At 43.8% G+C, this 18,894-nt stretch carries 9 protein-coding genes; 1 reads left to right on the top strand and 8 read right to left on the bottom strand.

The window, feature by feature from the left end; translation table 11 throughout:
* Positions 1 to 137: 137 nt before the first annotated feature.
* From AAE02nite_RS18555 to AAE02nite_RS18520, 8 genes are all read right to left on the bottom strand, one after another.
* Positions 138 to 1,397, bottom strand: coding sequence for a glycan-binding surface protein (locus AAE02nite_RS18555; RefSeq protein WP_146901226.1), 1,260 nt, complete (start codon positions 1,395 to 1,397; stop codon positions 138 to 140).
* Positions 1,398 to 1,457: 60 nt separating this feature from the next.
* The gene (locus AAE02nite_RS18550; protein WP_146901223.1) at positions 1,458 to 3,119 is read right to left on the bottom strand and encodes a RagB/SusD family nutrient uptake outer membrane protein; all 1,662 of its coding nucleotides are present in this window, start codon (positions 3,117 to 3,119) and stop codon (positions 1,458 to 1,460) included.
* Positions 3,120 to 3,137: 18 nt separating this feature from the next.
* Complete coding sequence (locus AAE02nite_RS18545; RefSeq protein ID WP_246151150.1) at positions 3,138 to 6,356, bottom strand: SusC/RagA family TonB-linked outer membrane protein; 3,219 nt, start codon at positions 6,354 to 6,356, stop codon at positions 3,138 to 3,140.
* 1,489 nt (positions 6,357 to 7,845) lie between these two features.
* Entirely contained in the window at positions 7,846 to 8,979 is a 1,134-nt protein-coding gene (locus AAE02nite_RS18540) for a dienelactone hydrolase family protein (RefSeq protein WP_146901220.1), read from the bottom strand.
* A gap of 213 nt (positions 8,980 to 9,192) precedes the next feature.
* Complete coding sequence (locus AAE02nite_RS18535) at positions 9,193 to 10,902, bottom strand: RagB/SusD family nutrient uptake outer membrane protein (RefSeq protein WP_146901218.1); 1,710 nt, start codon at positions 10,900 to 10,902, stop codon at positions 9,193 to 9,195.
* Between the two features lie 23 nt (positions 10,903 to 10,925).
* On the bottom strand, positions 10,926 to 14,450 hold the full coding sequence (locus AAE02nite_RS18530; RefSeq protein WP_146901215.1) for a TonB-dependent receptor: 3,525 nt from the start codon (positions 14,448 to 14,450) through the stop codon (positions 10,926 to 10,928).
* A 212-nt stretch (positions 14,451 to 14,662) separates the two neighbouring features.
* Complete coding sequence (locus AAE02nite_RS18525; RefSeq protein ID WP_146901213.1) at positions 14,663 to 15,856, bottom strand: FecR family protein; 1,194 nt, start codon at positions 15,854 to 15,856, stop codon at positions 14,663 to 14,665.
* A 73-nt stretch (positions 15,857 to 15,929) separates the two neighbouring features.
* Positions 15,930 to 16,520 (bottom strand): RNA polymerase sigma factor, encoded by a 591-nt coding sequence (locus AAE02nite_RS18520; protein ID WP_146901210.1) that lies wholly within the window; start codon positions 16,518 to 16,520, stop codon positions 15,930 to 15,932.
* Between the two features lie 288 nt (positions 16,521 to 16,808).
* Between AAE02nite_RS18520 and AAE02nite_RS18515 the strand changes: the two genes are divergently transcribed.
* The coding region (locus tag AAE02nite_RS18515; protein WP_146901208.1) for a CRTAC1 family protein at positions 16,809 to 18,894 on the top strand (2,086 nt) is incomplete at its 3' end.

Here is an 18,894-nt window from a genome sequence, read left to right as displayed (position 1 = left end):
TCTTAAACTATAAAAGTTTCCCCGGGGGAAACCTTTATAGTTTATTAGCTGTCGGCAGGCATTCTTAGCAGTTCTGGCCAAAGTCCAGGACTGTTTCGGAAAATCTACCAAAAAGAGGAAAGTTTAAATCTTTAGACTTAGCGGGCAACCGTATTTACTATGCGCATATTATCGATAGCAATGGTAGCCGGTACATCTGCAGCATTGGTATTGACAATAACAGCCCGGTAATGCTTCTCTCCTTTTTTGTTGCCTTTTAATAAATCGCCGTATTTAGCCAATTTGGTACTGCCATTAGCCAGGTTTGCTAACGGAACCGCAACCGTATACCATTTGCCATCGGTGCTGCGTACAAAATCTTTTAAATTAACGTTAGCGGTTAATTCCTTATCGGTTGCTTCTTGGGTCATTACCTGCAGCTGCAAACCATTTAAAGAAGCCGTGTTGGTAACTGCTACTTCCATTCTGGCTTCGAAGTTGGCAATCGGATCCTCGGCGTTATACATATTAGCAGGTTGCGTAGGGAAAATTTGCGCACCATTATAATCGGCTAAGTTGATAACCTTATCGTTGCTCCAGCCATAACCACCTGGCAGGGCCATGCTAATTAAAGCAAATTTACCATCGAGGGCGGTAATGCCCGGTGCGGTATTGGTAATATTGGTAGCCGGATTAATGCCCCAGCCAAATGGGTTTTTATCATCGAAGTTACCAACCATACCTACACTATACAGTCTGGTCCGGGCATTAGCTACAGAGCGGCCGCTTTCAGAGGTTACAACAACATCGCCTTTAGAAGGATCAACCCCGCTAGGCACAGTAACCGTAAGCGATAAACCATCTGGAGAAGCAGTAACGTTTGTGCCTTTTACACCACCGGGGAAGGTAACATCTTTTACAAAGTAAAAATATTTACCATAAAGGGTAAGGGTTTGGCCGGCTTTAACAAATTCGTTGCTCATGGCTTCTATCAACGGAACCGGCGGCAATACTGTGAAATCGTAAACCGCTTCGCCTTTAGAATTGCCCACTACTAATTTGTTAGGAACGTTGGCGGCAGTTGCAACTGTTGGCGTTAACTCCGGAATGCGAACAATTACATAGTTATCGGATGCATAAGCCGTATTGAAACTAGCGTTGTAGCCATTAAAAGTAATTGTACGGGTATTTTCCAGGTTTTGCCCTTTGATAACAATAGTTGAACCCAAAGTTGATTGGGTAAAAGTACTGTCGGCTTTGGCTGGATTCATGGAACGAACCGCCTCAATTACGGGAGCAGCTTTGGCTTCGGCCGGGGCCGTAGGATCTTCTTCCTTACAGGAGGAAAGGGCTCCTGCTACGAAAAACAGCAGCAGAAAGCTTATTCGATTAATTGAATTTATGGTAAACTTCTTCATACATCATTTTATTTTAGCTGTCTGCCCTAATAAATATTAGGACAGACAGCATATTAACCTCTATTTAAATTGATAAGGAACTGGCGTTTTCCGTAAGTTAGGCGCCCGGCTAAGCTCTGCCGCTGGATAGGGCACAAAGAAGCTGGCCTCATCTACCGAATAAAATTGCGGCGTAACCGACTCAATCGTCCAGGAAGTAGCGTTTACTTTAGCATTCGGAATAATCCGGTACGTTCCTCTGTCCTGCTGGCTCAGTTTCTGTAAAGCCAACGTTGGGTTATAATAATGTAACCGCGCGATGTCGTACCAGGATTGTCCTTCCATGGCTAATTCTACCCGTCTTTCTTTATAAATATCTTCCCAGGTAATGCTGGTTTTAGCGGGTACGCCACCTCTTACGCGCACCGCGTTAAAGGCATTCAGCGCTCCTGCATTAGACGTTGAAGCATTGTTACCCAAAATAGCTTCGGCGTAAATTAATAATACCTCGGCATAGCGCATCAGGTAAGTCTGGATCTCCGTACCCATCTGCACTACTTTTCCATCATTATCTTCCGGACGGCCAACCACGTATTTTTTAATATTAGCCCGGGTTTTAAATTCAGCGGTACCATTATTATCGGTAGTTACCTGCAGTGGCCGTTTCATTTTGGCACCCGGTTTATTTGGGTCGTTCACTTCTTCGGTAATGTAAGAATAAGTATCGCCGGGGAACATGTAAGTAGCTTTCCGCCGTTTATCGCCAGTTTCGTAGGTTTTTAACATGTCCATGGTCGCACCATGGTCGCCACCCCAGCCATCGCCAAAGCCGGTAATGCTCGAAGAAAAGGCCATGTAAGCCTGCTGGGTATTTTGGGCTCCCCAATAAGTATTACCGCCGTTGTACACCCACTGCAAGGCAGCTACTGTTTCTTCGTTGCCATTGTTTTTGGTTAAGAACAAATCTTCGTAAACGGGCAGCAACTTAAAGGCGTTGGCATCCATAACCGATTTTGCGTAGTAGGCAGCGCTATCTAAATCTGCCTGCCGGCGCGTACCATTACTACCTACCCCAGCCCGGGTCAGGAACATGCGGGATAACATACCCTGGGCAGAATATTTGGTAAGCCGCGATTTTTGCACCGGAGTTGCCGGTAAAACCTTAGAGGCATATCTGATATCCCGGATAATGAACTCCCAAATACTTTCCACTGTATTGCGGCTTACCGATGTATCGGTTAGTATTTTCGTGTTATCCTCAATCAGTGGCACCGGTCCGAAAGTCTGCACCAGGTAAGAATACGCTAAACCCCGGAAAAACCGGGCCTCGCCCATGGCGTGCAGTTTAATATTATCCGGCACCGTTGGGGCAGCGTATTTCTGCACGTTATTAATTACCGCATTTGATTGCCCAATAATATTAAAGAATGACTGCCAGGCACCATTCACCGATTCCTGGGTAGACGAACTGGCTAAGCGAACGTGCTCCATTTCATAGGAAGGAGAAAAGAAAGTTCCGCCCCGGCCGTCGCCAATCCCTACCGCCGCTTTATCATTGTAGCCAAACCATACACCGCTATACAACGGAGCAGTTGCCATTAATACCTGATCGGTGGTTTTGTAATATTCTATATCCGTAATCCTATCTAGTGGCGGACGCTCCAGGAAATCTTCTTTACAGCTGGTGAATAAACCTAAAAGCATCAGGCCCGCTGCAAACTTTTTATAACTTATGTTAAACATTTTCTAAACTGTTAATTATTAAAAATCTACTCCTACACTTAAAGTATACATTGGTGTTAATGGATAGCGGCCAAAGTCTACCCCAATGGTTTGCGCACTTACCTGGGCATCACGGCCAACATAAGCACCTACCTCCGGATCAAATCCTTTGTATTTGGTGAAGGTGTAAAGGTTCTGTACACCTAAAGTTAACCGGGCACCCTGTACCACACTTTGTTTAGCCAGGAATGTTTTGGGAATATTATAGCCAAGCTGCACGTTTTTCAACCGGATGTATGATCCGTCTTCTACATATTTGCTGGTAATCCGCTGGAAGTTACCGTTAACGTTGGCAGCGGTAATGCGAGGCACATCGTAACCCGGGTTTAATAAAGTCGGATTATTGGCATCGCCACCCACTCTGGCGTAGTTATAGGTTTCTTTCATCATGTTCTGACCAACGTTGATGTTATTCGGGTTGGTGTTATAGAAACGTACATAGTTGTAAATATCATTACCATAAGAACCGGTTAACAACACCATCAGGTCGAAGCCTTTGTAGTTTAAAGTGTTGGTTAAACCAAAGGTTGCTTTTGGCCAAGGGTTACCAAAGAAAGTCTGGTCTCTTTCGTCAATTACGCCATCCTCATTTATGTCTCTGTATTTGGTATCACCTACCCAAACGCCAGTTTCAGCATTTACCGGTAACTCTACGCCATTCCGGGTTGGCAAAGCACTATTTTCAATTTCTTCTTTAGATTGGAAAATACCGTCTTCGATATAACCATAGAACTGCCAAGGAGCCTGACCAACTACCGCACGCTGCGAAAAATAACGCATAAACCAGGCAGAACGCTCTACAATGGCGGAAGCAGAGTAGAATTCGGTTACTTTAGGCCGGAAGCCCGATACGTTAAAATTAGTGTTCCAGGTAAATCCACCCCGGTCGATGTTAATGGTATTTAAACTAAGCGCATAACCTCTGTTTTCCAGCGAACCAATGTTAACGGTTGGTTTACCAATACTGCCGTTACCGGTAGCACCTAAATAATCAGGCAGTGGCTGTACCAATAACAGGTTATCGGTTTTCTTAATATAGAAATCACCTTCTAACTGAATCCGGTTTTCCAGTAAACTCAGGTTAAAGCCTATGTTGTTGGTTTTTGTTTCTTCCCATTGCAAATCAGGGTTACCATACTGACCAACCACAAAACCTGAACCCCAAGTAGTAGGAATGGTACTCATAGGCGAATAAATACCGCCGCCGCCGCCTTGATTACCGGTTAAACCTGTTTCCAAACGAAGTTTAAAATCATTAACTACCGGCACTGATTCCATGAAAGCCTCCTGTGAAATATTCCAGGCAGCGGAAACAGACGGGAAAACACCCCACTTATTTCCCGGACCAAAGTTTGCAGAACCATCGGTACGGACAGCCCCCTGCAGTACATACTTATCATTGAAGGTATAAATAACCCGTCCTAAGTAAGATTCCATTGCCCAGTCGCCAAGGCTACTGTTATTGGTCTGACCTTGGGTATTACCGGCACTTAACACGGGGAAATCATTTGATAAAAAGCCTTGTCTTTGCCCCGAAATACCCTGATTTCTGCTCTCTTGAGATTCGTGGCTGACCATTGCATTGATGGCGTGCTTACCAATTGTTTTATTGTATTGCAACAACTGGTTCAGGTTCCAGTAAGTACCGGCTGAATTACTGGTATTTAATGTGGCAGTTGGGTTATTGCGGCCACCAATCTGGTAAGAAGGCACAAAATAATTGCTGTTACCAAAATTAGCATTACCACTGAAGGAGGTCCGAAAGGTTAATCCTTTTAAAATATTAAAATCTGCATTTAAGCCGCCAATAACGCCTCTTCTAAGCAAATCGTTTTGCACCAAATTGGCCATGGCAATAGGGTTTATCGGCGTATATTGAACAGCCGCCCCATTGGTTTCGTCTGCACCACCCCAGGTACCATTGGGATTTACTACCGCAATACCCGGAGACATTTGCAGCGCCGTTAAAATCACGTTTTCCTGCGTAGAAGACAAGTTTTCGTTTGTCTGGTTCACAGATAAATTAGTAGATAATTTAAGCCACTTACGTGCCTGGTTATCAACATTTAAACGGAAAGAGTAACGTTTAAAGTTTGAACCGATGGCTATACCGTCCTGGTCGAAATATTCACCTGACATATAAACCTGGGTCTTCTCTCCCCCGCCGGATAAACTCAACTGATGCTTATTTAAAGGAGCTCTTTTAAATAATGCTTCCTGCCAGTTAGTTCCTTCACCCAGAATAGAAGGGTCCGCAAAATCAAGATTTGGTGTTGCCCCGGTTAAGGCCCGCATTTCATTCGTCATGGTCGCATACTCCCGCAAACTCATTACTTCAACTGGTTGGGGCTTATCTTGCAAAGAGTAGGTATAACCATAAGTTACCTTCATGTCACCAGATTTACCTCTTTTGGTAGTAATCAAAACAACCCCATTTGTTCCTCTGGAACCATAAAGTGCTGTTGCCGACGGGCCTTGCAAAATTTCCATGGATTCAATATCCGCAGGGTTTAATCCGGCTAAAGGGTTGGAAGAACTGGTAGATCCAAAACCAACGTTACCTGGTTGAATCTGAACCCCATCCACTACGTAAAGCGGCTCATTAGTACCATTAATGGAGTTAATACCCCGAACGTTTACCGAAACCCCGCCACCCGGCTGACCGGTGTTTTGGGTTACGTAAACACCGGCCGCCCGGCCTTGAATGGCCTGCTCAATGGTGGTATTAACCGTTTTCTCTATTTGAGCGGCTCCAATGGTAGTTTGAGCACTGGTCAGGTCACTACGTTTTACTTCACCGTAACCAACCACTACTACTTCACTCAGCATTTTAGCATCTTCTTTCAGGCTAATATTAAGGGTTGTTCTGTTACCTACTGTTACCTCCTGGGTAGTAAAACCAACAAAAGAAACCACTAAGACATCGGTAGGCGCCGCTTCTAAAGAGAAGTTACCGCTTACATCGGTAGCTGCGCCATTATTAGTGCCTTTAACTACAATACTAACGCCCGGTAAAGCCGAGTTGTCGGAAGCAGAAGTTACTTTACCAGTAATGGCACGCTTGGCTGCCTGCGCCATACCGTCATAGGCCTGGGTAAAAAGGGCCAATAAAATGACCACAATTTTCCAGGCTGTTTTAAATTGAAAGACACGATTACTTTTTAGATAATCTTTGTCTGGGTACATGTTTTTAATCATAAAGGAATTTGAATTAGGTGGTAAATTTTAGTTTGTGTGTGTGTGTGTGTGCATTAATTATTTGTTTGCTCAATCTGTGTTTTAGGGGTTAAACTTTACTCTATTAATTTAAAAATTGCTTCTTCAATCCATTTTAGAATCTAACTTTCTACTCTTATTACACTACCTAGATAGTAGCGGCACCAGGGTAAAACTTCATATATTATGATGCTAACGGGTATTTCAGTTCAACTGCGCAGTCCTGCTCCTATCTTATTCTATTCTTTAATTCGCAAAAGCTGTTTAATTCAGACTTCCTTCTTACATCAGAATTTATCAGGTATTTTCAGGCAAGGCCACAACTTTATCTCGTTTCGAATATAACCTGACTTAAAAACCTTGTTCTACTTACTTATATCCTCAATTTGATTCGCCTTATCGAGCCCTTCTGTGCTTCAGTTAAAATTGAACTTTTCTAACCACTGGCAATCCAATTTAGCTTCGTTCCACACCCAGATCAATGCAGATAATTTATTTCGGTCTTAAAAAATTCCTTTGGATAAGAATATTCTGTAAAAACTTCTCGCTTTGTCTATCATAAATGTAGGCAAGTTCTGTTAACTACAGGCTCTCAAATGTTTTAGATGTAGGGTCGAAATGTTAACAACCTTATAAGTTTGGGTACTAAAGGGCCCTTTTTGTTAAGTTCTTTAGAATAAATCAGACTTCAAATCATCAGATTAGCGCCTGAGCCCTTTCATTTAAGTTTACATTTAATATTCATGAATCAGAAGAAAGTGCCTCTTACATATATAAACATTTTAATAACACTTATTTTAAATTTTACACGAAATTAAGGCAATTTATTAGCTAAATATTCAATATAAATTTTGATTTATAGTATACTTTTCAATAAACATAATGGTTTATTATAAAATAAATAATTGCATAAATTATTTAAACATACTTATAAAACATAGCTTGGCATCTATATTTAATAACGACAGAAATTAGTATTTTGAAGAGATACTGTTATAGATAAGCTCCAATTTATTCTGATTAAATTTTAATGGTTCTGATTAATCCAGAGTAATTGTAATAACTCGGCCGGATTAAAACCTATTAAGTTGCAGGAGTAAGACCTAAGAAGTATGGAGGAAAGCTGAAGCTACCTTCTAGGTGCAAGGAGCTTTGGCAGCGTTTAGAGATGGGTAAAAGTCAGCAGCTTCAGCCAAGCGGCTGGAACTACTGACCTTCCAAATATTCCGATGAAAGCAGGTGTCTTTGAAAAATTCGCTGCTGATATTTAAGGAAACAGCAGGAAAAGGGAAAAACAGCTGGTAAACCCAGATGCGCATTAGGCTGATATAGGCAACTGGAAATCTAGTACATGCAAGGCGTCCGGAAGCAGAACGTTATAAAAGAACTTTCAAATGCACTGTTGCCCCGGTTCGTGCCTTTCTGATTAAACTACTGCCCTAATCAAGGCAGCAACGCCCACCGCAAAAGATTACTTCTTTGCTGAAGCTGTGTTCAACCATCTGGCCATAAATTTTACGCCATCATCTACCACCGCCTCGTGCCCCCCTTCGTGTAAGGTTAGTTCTATTTTTTCGGGCATATTTAGCTTTTGATAGTGCACTTTAGCTTTGTCGTACTCTTCAATTAATTGCGGCCAATGAGCGATACCATCTTTTTTGCCGTGCTGAATCATTAATGGCCTGGGCGCAATCATCGAAACCGCATCATAATCTGTAAATTCGGTTAACCACCCGTTAAAAAAAGCATGTTCTTCGGTTGGAGCAAAACTGGAGTAACGGCTATCTTTTATGACCATTTTATTCCGCCGTTCGTTAAACCAACCCGATACCACGCCGGCCTTAATGCGTGGCTCCAAGGGCATCCAGAACATGGTGGCCATACCCCCCAAAGAAACGCCCCACATGCCTACCCGCTCCGCATCCACTCTCGGGTCAGCCAATACCACATCCAGCAGGTGCTGCACCCTTACCAGTTCAATACCGGGTAAGCTGGTACCGGCCAAACGGGCATAGCGTTCTATATTATTCCGTCGTTCTACCGATCGCAAATTCATTGGCACTAATACCGCAAAACCGGCTTTCAGCAAACCCTTTGCGTATTCGTGGTAGCCACCCGGCGAAAAGGAGGTTTCGGGTGAACTGCCGATACCGTGTTGCACGATTATGAGCGGGACTGGTTTTTGTTTACTTGCTTTAGCCGGGAAAGCCAGAACGGCCTGCGCAGTTAATAATCCCAGCGGAAGCTCAATCCACTCACCTTGTACATCGCCTAACGGGTAGGGTTTCCGGGCAAGCGGCCCGGTCTTGGCAAGCATCGGCGGACTTAAAACAGCCTCCCATCTTCTGCGGTTAGGTTCCACACTGCGAATTAAAGCTTCCGGACTGCTGTAATCCCGGTTCCAGGCCTTTGCCGAACGGGCTTCGTACTCATCTACGAGATAATGTTGCAGATAATTCTCCAGTTGTTTTTCGTAAGCATCGGTACGGACCGTCTCCGCTTCGTCTGAAATTAACTTATTACCTTGGCTGGCCGCTTTAAAAGGTTGGATTAACAGGAAGGTGGCTAATAGGCAGAGAAGAGGCTTGTAAAATCTTTTATACATTTAGTGGTGAAGTTTAAAATTAGAACGATTTAAGTGAAGTTAGACGGAGTAGGGACCTCATCCCCCAACCCCTTCTCCTTGAGGCGAAGGGGAGCTCTGGTAACGCATTTTTTAAGGGAAACGCTTTTAACAGCCGGAGATAATTACAATAGCTGTAAGAGTAATCAAAGTCCCTCTCCATTTTCAGGAGAGGGATTTAGGGTGAGGGCCTCGTTACCAGCCAGGATTCTGAACCAGTTTATTGTTCAAGGTAAGTTCATGCTGCGGCAACGGATTTAAATAATCCCGGTCCAGCTTAAAACCATAACCCGTGGGCAGGGCATTTTTAAACGGATCTAGAAATCCATTTTCATCGGTGGGCAAAGCAGGTTTATTCGTAAACTGGGAGACTTTTGCGCCTTTGGGCCGTTTTCCTACAATTAATTCATCGGCGGCGGCCCAGCGGGCAATATCATCCCAGCGGAATTCTTCTAATGCCAATTCTACTTTCCGTTCTCTTCTTATTTCGTTAATTACCGGTGCTAAAGCCGGGAACTCCCAATTCGGGTCGGTCTCGATGTTGGCCAGTTCTAAATTAGGCATTCCTACCCTATCCCGCAGTTTTTTAACTGTTTTGTCAATATCGGCCTGCGTAATCTGGCCTAATTCGGCTTTGGCTTCAATATAATTTAATAGAACCTCGGCGTAGCGGTATTGAATAGTGGGCGATTCTTCAAAATTTAAATGATGATACGCCACTGTAGGATTATAATCTTTGCGGCGCACATAGCCGGTGCCGGAAGAATAAGTAGAGTTGGAGTATAATTTGGCGTAGGCCTCCTGCCAGTTCCGGATGGCGCCATTGGCCTCGATGTACCACGGTGACCCCGGTGTAAATATGGTTTGAATAAAGCGCGGATCGCGATTTTCAGTCTCTAAGATAATATTATCATAACCTTTAAACAAGGGGCTTTTAGAGATTGGTTTACCGTCTTTGCTTAAATAAGAATCAGCTAATTGTTTGGTTAAGCCAAAACCCTCGGGTGTTTCCAGGCGGTAAAGTTTGCTATGGGAATGGATTCCCAAACTAAGATTCATTTTGGTCCAGAATAGCACCTCTTTATTCGTAGAATAATCTCTTAGCCCAAATAAATCATTATAATCCTGATTAGGTTTTCCGGTCAAATAAACATCATATAAGCCGGAGTTCATTACGCTGGAAGCGGCCTCTACTGCCTTGTTAAAATATTTGGCTGGGTCGGCGGCGGCAACCCCAAACTTGGTACCAGCATGATATTTTTCCCAGGTACCTTCGTACAGCGCCACCCGCGATTGGAATAACAGGGCTATCCACTTATTAATCCGGTCATGACCATTCGATTTATTGGCTGAAAGATATAAGGCTGCCGAATCCAAATCCGAAATAATTTTATCGGCCACTATATTTCTGGGACTTCTGGTACCGTACAGTTCCGGCGAACTGGTTGTAAGTACCGACTCCACCAATTGTACATCGCCAAAACTTTTTAGCAGGTTAAAATAGAACATGGCCCGGAAAAAGAAGGCTTCGCCAACGTATTGCTGGTATTCTTTAAAATCCGCTTCGCATTTTTTATAATTTTGGAAGAAATAATTTACACTTCTGATATTGGTATAATTAAGACCCGGCGCGCTGTTTATACTTCTGCTGCCTTCCAGCCTCGGATTAATGGAAGATTCTGTGATATAAATATCGGTTCCTACATCGCCTTTCCCTTTTTCCATCACCGGAAAATTACTCCGGTTATAATATTGGTTCATGTAAATCTTCAGGTCATTCGGGGTCTTAAAAAAAACCGGTTCGGTAACCGCATCCAGGGGGTATCTGTCTAAAAAATCTTCTTTCTGACAAGCGGCCAGCAGGCCGCCTAGCAGAATAATGAGGATATATTTTAATCTATGCATGATTTCTAAAGTTTTAAGGCCGGTTAAAAAGATAAGTTGACACCTACGGAAAACATTTGGTTAATCGGATATATTTCGCCTAAATCAACCCCGCCCTCCCGGGGGTTAGAAGCAACGCTCGTTTCGGGTTCATACATTTTGGGCAGCTTCGAAAAGGTTAAAAGGTTCTCGCCGGAAACGTAGAATCTGGCCCGTTGGATAAAGAACTTGTTTAACACTGCCGGCGGAATGGTATACCCAATCTGCAGGTTCTTCAGCCTTAAATAAGCGGCATTTAACACATAGCGGCTCTGGTCCTGGGTATTTTTGCTGCGCTCGGTAAAAGAAAAATAGGGTTTGGGAAAATAAGCATCGGTGTTAGGCCCTAACAGATTTGTTTCATTAGCCGGCCGCCAGTAATCCAGCATTCTACCGCCTTTAAATATCCCAGAACTGTTGGGAGATCCCATCAATCCCCAGAAATATTCCGAATTAGCGTTTGGCAGGAAGTCCCGCTTCCCGATGCCTTGCCAAAACATATTAAAGTCGATGTTTTTCCACCGGAACCCACCGCTGATGCTGTAATTATATTTAGGAGCAGTATTGGCAATTACCGATAAATCCCCGTGGTCCTGCAGGGTACGCTTGCCTTCGTTAATAATACCATTGTTATCCAGGTCTTTGTAAATAATATCACCGGGGCCCCATTTGTTATGATAAAAGGATTGGTCCGGCCTATCCTCGTCGGCCGATTGCATAATTCTATCGGTGGTTAGCCCCCAGACATCGCCGTACACTCTTCCTTTGTACCACCCGTTAATAGAGCCGGACTCATTTAAATATTCCAGAATGGTGGTTTTATTATTGCCTAAAGTCACGCGGGCATCGTACGAAAAGTCATTGGAAATTTGGCTTCGCCAGCCCAACGATAATTCGAAGCCCTTGGTTGATAATTTTGCATTGTTGCTGAACGGAACACCACTGCCTAAAACGGATGGCAACTGCACCGATGGCCCTAACATATTAGAAGTAGTGCGGTCATACCAGTCAAAAACCAGGTTTAAACGGTTCTGCAGAAATCCGGCTTCTACCCCAGCGTCCAGGGTAGTAATGGTTTCCCAGGTTAAATTATCGCTGATGAGGCCGGGCGGGCGGGCATATAACGGAATTTCATTATTTATAAGGTAACCCGGATTAGCAAAATCAGAAGCGTTACGCTGGTAGGCGATGGGAATGGTGGGTAAATACAAATAATTAGCTACATTCTGATTACCTAAAGAACCATAAGACGCCCTTAGTTTAAAGGTATTTACGTAAGGTTCAACCGGCGACCAGAAAGATTCTTTTGAAATATTATAACCGGCCGAAAAAGAGGGGAAGAAACCCCACCGGGAATCCGGCGCAAAACGGGAAGAACCATCGTAGCGGGCGCTGAACTCCAATAAATATTTTTCGTCGAAATTATAATTTAAACGGCCGAACACCCCTTTGGTGGCCCAGTGGTTCATATAGTCATCTAAGGTAAAATCGCCGAGGGCCGTGCTTATGGAAGGCACTTCGGCAGTTATTAAATTCATTTTTGAGCCTAATAAGCCGCGGTTGTAGTCGGCATCTTGTTCGTACCCAACTAAGCCTTTGAAGTAATGCCGGCCTAATAATTTTTCGTAAGAGGTAAATAAACTTACCTGGGTATACTGCCCTTGGCTTAAACTAGAACGGTAGCCGGTGGTGGCTTCGCCAATATTTCCGGTTGATCCGTTCGGAATGGGCACTGGTACTGGTTTGGGGTCTTGGGTGTTAGAACCCCAGCGGTAATTATACCGGTAATTTAAATTGGTTTTCCAGCCTTTTATGGGTTCTAGTTCGGTACCAATATTCATCCATAAATCATGGTTCTCGGAAACAATTCTGCCGCCTTTTTCCAAAGCTAAGATGAGGGGGTTCGCGATAGAGCCGTCAATATTATATTTAGGCATGGTGGGCCAGAAATCAATAAACTGCGACCAGGTATAAGTCCGGTCTAAGCCTACTACTCCAATCGGCACATCGGTTTCGCTTCGGGCATACTTGGTACTAAAGTTAAACGAAACCCAATCTTTTACCTGCGAGTTTAGGTTGGCTAAAATATTATACCGCTTATAGCTATCGTCTCCCCAACTGTAGGTTCCAGGTTGGTCAAATACGCCGGCATTTATGTAATACTGGCTCTTTTCGGTGCCGCCGCTTAGGTTGAGGTTGTGTTTTTGGTGTAAGGCGTACTTCTTGTAATATTCTTTCGTCCAGTTATAGTTGGCATTGCCATCCCAGCGGCCCCGCCATTGGCTTACCGGCGGACTATTTGGATTGTATTCTGTTTTATAGGTGCCGTCGATATAACCTTTTATTCTTTCTACCTGTTCGGCGGGAAAGGTGGGCGTTATACCGGCATTTACCGCGGCCTGGTTAAAGGCGGTCGCATATACCAGCGAGTTCTCCATACTCGGAATATAAATAGGCACCGAGAAGGAGGTGTTGTTGCTGTACTCTATCCGAACCGGCTGGTTTTTTGCTCCTTTTTTGGTAGTGATTAATATTACCCCAAAGGCAGCTCGGGAGCCGTAAACAGCTGAGGCAGAGGCATCTTTTAAGATGGAAACACTTTCTACCGTTGCCGGATCGATGTAATTGATATTCGTTTCGACGCCATCTACCAGAATGAGTGGGTAAGTATTGCCCGAAATAGAGCCAACGCCTCTTAATTGCCAGGATTGCGTAGCTCCGGGTTCGCCGCCAAAACTATTTAAGCCAATATTTAAATTAGGCGAAACGCCCTGAATGAGTAAAGAAACGTTGGCCGCCGGCCGGTTAGACAGCTGTTCACCCGAAACCACATCAACCGCCCCGGTTAAATTAACCTTTTTCTGGGTGCCGTAACCCACTACCACCACTTCTTCCAGCTTCGCGAGGTCTTCTTTCAGCACAATATTTAATGGCCCCTGGGTTTTTACATCTACTTCCTGGGAAGTATAGCCGATATAACTAAATATCAGCACGGCTTTATCGTCGGGTACCGAAATGTCGTAAGTGCCATCGGCGTTGGAAACCGTGCCTAAGGTGGTTCCTTTCACCTGAATGCTCACGCCTGGCAAAGCCTGATTTTTTTCGTCGGTTACTTTGCCCCGCACTGGAATCGGGAGAAAAACCTCTGTTTTGTCCGGAGCTTTTTCTTCATTTGTTTTTCGGATTACCACCGTTTTATCTATTATTTTATAAGTGAGCGGCAAGCCTTTTAAACAAATATCCAAAGCGGTTTCCAGAGAAACATTGTTTACATTAATGCTGATAATATTCTTTTTCAGCACCGCGTCGCGGGTAAAAAAAACATAATCCGTTTGCTTCTCTATATTCTTAAAAACCTTCTCTAAAGAAGTGTTTTTACCCTGCAGGCTAATTTGACTAAAGCCTTCGGCGCTTACCTGCATAAGCGCAATAATCATAAAGAAGGTAGTTAATTTCATAACCATGATTATTTTTCTGGATAAGCGCGGCCAGGCAACGGGCACGCGTTGCGTATAAGCATTTAATATCATACTTTTATGATTTCTGGGTTAATAATAAATCAAGTCTCTATTGCATTTTTTATCCCTGCTCCGGGGATAGGAGGTTAGCTCAGATTATATTCCGCAGAGGTGCGCCAACACTTCTGCGGTTTTTTTCTGCCTCATGGGTGGACGGATGGAGGTAGTTATTTCTGCATGTTTCTAAGTTTAGTTAAACAATCTATTTCTTTTGAATCATTCGCTTAAGGGGTAATAATCAATTTCTGGCCTTCCATTTTAAAATTAATTTGGGCATAGGAAAGAATATCCAACACTTTCGCCAGGCTCATATTCCGCTGTACCTTGCCCGTAAAGGTTTCAGATGATATTTCGCCGGCATAAACGACATCTACATCGTACCACCTCGATAACTGACGCATTACGGTCTGTAAATCTGCCTCCTCAAAACTGAAATAGCCGTTTTTCCAGGCTACTGCGTCTTCGGCGTTTATTTCTCTTACCTGAAAATTATTATTTCTTAAAATAGCCTGCTGTCCCGGTTTTAAAACGGTTTCATTATTAGCACCTGAATATTTTTTTGTTCCGGAAAGGTTGGGAGAAACCTTAACGGCTCCTTCTAATAAAGTAGTTGTCACAGCCGCTTCATCGGAATAAGCATTAATATTGAAATGTGTTCCTAATACCTCCACCGTTTGAGAGGCGGTACTTACGAAGAAAGGAATTCGTTTTCCGGTCTTTGTTTTCTGGCCATTCACTTCAAAGTACCCTTCGCCCTTTAGCTCCACCCGCCGGGTATTAGAAGTAAACTGAACCGGATAACGCAGGGAAGAAGCAGCATTCAGCCAGACTTTGGTGCCATCGGGTAATATAATTTTATGTTGCCCGCCGCGGGGCGTAGCTATCTGATTAAAGCCAATAGAAGTTGCTTGAGCTGCATTATTGCCAGAGGCGGAAGTTTCATAGACAACCTGGCCATCGGCAGTTTTGCGGATGGTAACACCAGAAAATTCGGCTATTCTGCCGGTTCTAACCTCATCTAGGGGCACCACCGTACCATCTGCTAACGTAAGCAGCGCTTTGTTACTGCCGGGAGCAGCATCGTTTTTAAGTGGTTTGGCTGTTTGCTTTAGCGCTGTTTCTGACCCCGGCTTTTTGTTGCTATAATTATTAAATAGGATGGCGCTTATAAGGACAATAACAAAAACGGCAGCAGCTGCCGCATAACTACTCCAATAAGAAAAGCCTGATTTCTTTTTATCTGATGGCAGGAGTTTTTTTAAACCTTGCGTTTTCATTAATTCGAGCTCGTTCTGGCTCAAATCAAATTCGCCTCCCTGCCATTCCAAGTACCAGCTTTCTACTAAAGCTTTTTCTTCTTCCGTACAGTTACCCGCTAAATATTTATTTAATAGTTCTTTTGCTTCCCTATTATCCATGAGGGTTTCTATCCTTATTTAAATAGATAGACAGTTGAAAGCAGAACAGGAGGTAGAGAAACTGAAAAAAATATTAAAAATTTTTATTGAATAAAAAATAGAGGAAGATGAGCAAGCCTAATTTGGTTCTGAGGATACGCAAGGCATTGTTTACCTGTTTTTTTACCGTTTGCTCCGATAAGTTCAGTTCGGCGGCAATTTCTTTATGGCTTAAATGCGCATTTCGGCTTAAACTGAAAACCTCCTGCATTTTAGGCGGCAAGGCTGCTATTTCTTTTTCGATTAAGGTCTGTAGTTGATTTTCTCTAACCAGATGATCGGTTTGGCACACGCCCTGGTTGATAAATTGCTGCAGCGATTGGAGGTAGCTTAACTCGTATTTTCTGTGGGCGAGATTATTCAGTATTCGATTCCGAACGGCCGTAAACAGATAGGCCGGTAAACTACTGGTTAAAGAAATATGCTCCCGCTTGTCCCAAAGGGCCGCAAATACTTCCTGGATTACATCCTGGGCCTCTTCCTTATTCTGCAATCTCTTATAGGCATGAATATACAACACATCGAAGTACCGCTCATAAATTTCTTTAAAAGCAGCTTCATCTTCAGACTTTACCAAGTCGAAGAGCACCTGATCGGCTAAAGTGTGGTAAGAAACTATATTCATCTCTGCCAACCAATATAAGAAATAAAAAAGAATTTTTATTCGTTTTCTTGTATCTGTACATGGCTGTAAAGTTTGATTGGGAAAGCTTGAGTAGCCAATCAAGCAATTCGCAGTACTATTAGCAAGCGCATTCCGCCGCAATAACAGGTGCCGCCCGCTTATGCTATAAAATCAAACCGGTTCTATGAAATTTATATGCAGGCAAATTTGTTTCTGCTGTTAAATATTTAATCCGAGATGGAGATCTGTCTTAGATTGATTAATTTTATATTTTCCTAAATACCACAAATGCCACCTTTTCATATTAATGTCTTTCTTGTACTGGCAACAGCAATATGTCTGTTAACTGGTTGTAAAAAGAAAGGCGCAACCGAAAAAGCGCAGCTGCCGGCAGCCGAAACTTTGTTCTCGTTATTACCGCCCGAAAAGACAAATATTACCTTCAGCAATACCCTTACCGAGAGCGCTACCGGCAATGTACTAACCTACCAATATTTTTATAACGGAGGCGGCGTGGCCGTTGGCGATATTAACAATGATGGCCTGCAGGATATTTATTTCTCCGGCAACATGACTCCTAACCGCCTGTACCTGAACAGAGGCAATATGCAGTTTACGGATATTACCGAGGCGGCGGGCGTAACAGGCAAAGCATACGCCTGGAAAACCGGAGTTACCATGGCCGACGTGAACGGCGACGGCCGGCAGGATATATATGTGTGCTATTCGGGCAATTTGCCGGAAGAGAGTCGGATGAACCAGCTTTTTATTAACCAGGGAACAGATGCGCAGGGCACCCCTACGTTTTTAGAAGAAGCTAAAGCCTACGGATTGGCCGATTCTGCTTTTAGCACCCACGCCAGCTTTTTCGATTACGACCGCGACAACGACCTGGATATGTTTCTGCTGAACCATAATCCAGAATTGTTCCGTAACCTCGACGATATAGCGTTTAAAGAAATTCTGAAACGCACCGAGCCGATGATGCGGGTTAAATTATTTCGCAACGACAACGGGCATTTTTCTGATGTGTCAAACAAGGCCGGTCTGCACGGTTCAGCACTTACCTATGGTTTAGGGGCCGGCATTGCCGATGTAAACCAGGATGGCTGGCCGGATATTTATGTCTCGAATGATTATTCCGCACCGGATTATTTATACATAAATAATGGGAACGGCACCTTCAGCAATAAGCTGCCAACCAGTATCGGCCATATTCCTATTTATTCGATGGGTAACGATATTGCCGATATAAATAATGATGCTTTACCGGATATTTTCACGCTGGATATGCTGCCGGAAGACAACCGCCGGCAAAAGCTATTGTTCTCGCCGGATAATTACGAACACTTCGACCTTTTCCTGCGGATTGGGTTTCATTACCAGTACATGCGCAACATGCTGCAGGTTAATAACGGCAACGGTACTTTTAGTGAGGTTGGGCAGTTAGCCGGCTTATCTAATACCGACTGGAGTTGGGCGCCTTTATTTGCCGATTACGACAACGATGGCTGGAAAGACTTATTTGTTACTAACGGTTTTCTGCGCGATTTCACAAATCTGGACTTTATTAAGTACCGGAGTTCTTATATGCAAAGCCTGAACGGCCGGGGCGGCCCGCAGGATATTGAGACTTTATTAGCGAAAATACCTGCTTCCAACGTTAAAAATTATATTTTTAAAAACAACGGCAATCTTACTTTCGCGAATAAAGTGGCTGATTGGGGAATAAATTTTCCTTCGAACAGCAACGGTGCAGCTTACGCTGATCTGGACAACGACGGCGATCTGGACCTTATTTCTAATAACCTCAACCAGCCGGCTTTTATCTACCAGAACCAATCCGATAAGCAACTAAAGCACCATTATCTGCAGCTGAAACTCGCCGGTAGCGGCAAGAATACGGATGGTGTAGGAGCCAAAGTGTTTCTTTACACCCAGGGCAAACAGCAATATCAAGAGCAAATGCCCTTCCGGGGATTTCAATCGAGTGTAACGCCGGTATTACATTTTGGGTTAGGCCAGGATAATAAAGTAGATTCTTTGCGTATTGTGTGGGTAAGCGGCAAACAGCAGGTACTCCGCAATATTTCGACCAACCAATTGCTGACGCTGCAGGAAAAAGATGCCAACGGCACTTATCGCAACCAGGCGGCACATTCAAAACCAGCTTTTACGGAAGTAAAATCACCGTTAGTATATACGCACCAGCAGGAAGGGGTAAATGATTTTAAACGGCAGCCCTTGCTGGTGAACCCGCAGTCCTTCGCCGGACCATGTCTGGTGCAAGCCGATGTAAACGGCGACGGCCTGGAAGATGTGTACGCCGGCGGCGGCAAAGGCCAGCCCGGCACCTTGTACCTGCAAAGTAAAA

The sequence above is a fragment of the Adhaeribacter aerolatus genome, from assembly GCF_007991635.1.
Classification (GTDB): Bacteria; Bacteroidota; Bacteroidia; order Cytophagales; family Hymenobacteraceae; genus Adhaeribacter; species Adhaeribacter aerolatus.
The sequence above is the reverse complement of the archived record's forward strand: the minus strand, read 5'-3'. Positions and strand labels throughout refer to the sequence as shown.

Bases quoted from the DNA above. Each gene is read 5' to 3' on its own strand.
- AAE02nite_RS18540 (WP_146901220.1), bottom strand. From the start codon at position 8,979: ATGTATAAAAGATTTTACAAGCCTCTTCTCTGCCTATTAGCCACCTTC.
- AAE02nite_RS18530 (WP_146901215.1), bottom strand. From the start codon at position 14,450: ATGATATTAAATGCTTATACGCAACGCGTGCCCGTTGCCTGGCCGCGC.
- AAE02nite_RS18555 (WP_146901226.1), bottom strand. From the start codon at position 1,397: ATGAAGAAGTTTACCATAAATTCAATTAATCGAATAAGCTTTCTGCTG.
- AAE02nite_RS18525 (WP_146901213.1), bottom strand. From the start codon at position 15,856: ATGGATAATAGGGAAGCAAAAGAACTATTAAATAAATATTTAGCGGGT.
- AAE02nite_RS18520 (WP_146901210.1), bottom strand. From the start codon at position 16,520: ATGAATATAGTTTCTTACCACACTTTAGCCGATCAGGTGCTCTTCGAC.
- AAE02nite_RS18545 (WP_246151150.1), bottom strand. From the start codon at position 6,356: ATGATTAAAAACATGTACCCAGACAAAGATTATCTAAAAAGTAATCGT.
- AAE02nite_RS18550 (WP_146901223.1), bottom strand. From the start codon at position 3,119: ATGTTTAACATAAGTTATAAAAAGTTTGCAGCGGGCCTGATGCTTTTA.
- AAE02nite_RS18535 (WP_146901218.1), bottom strand. From the start codon at position 10,902: ATGCATAGATTAAAATATATCCTCATTATTCTGCTAGGCGGCCTGCTG.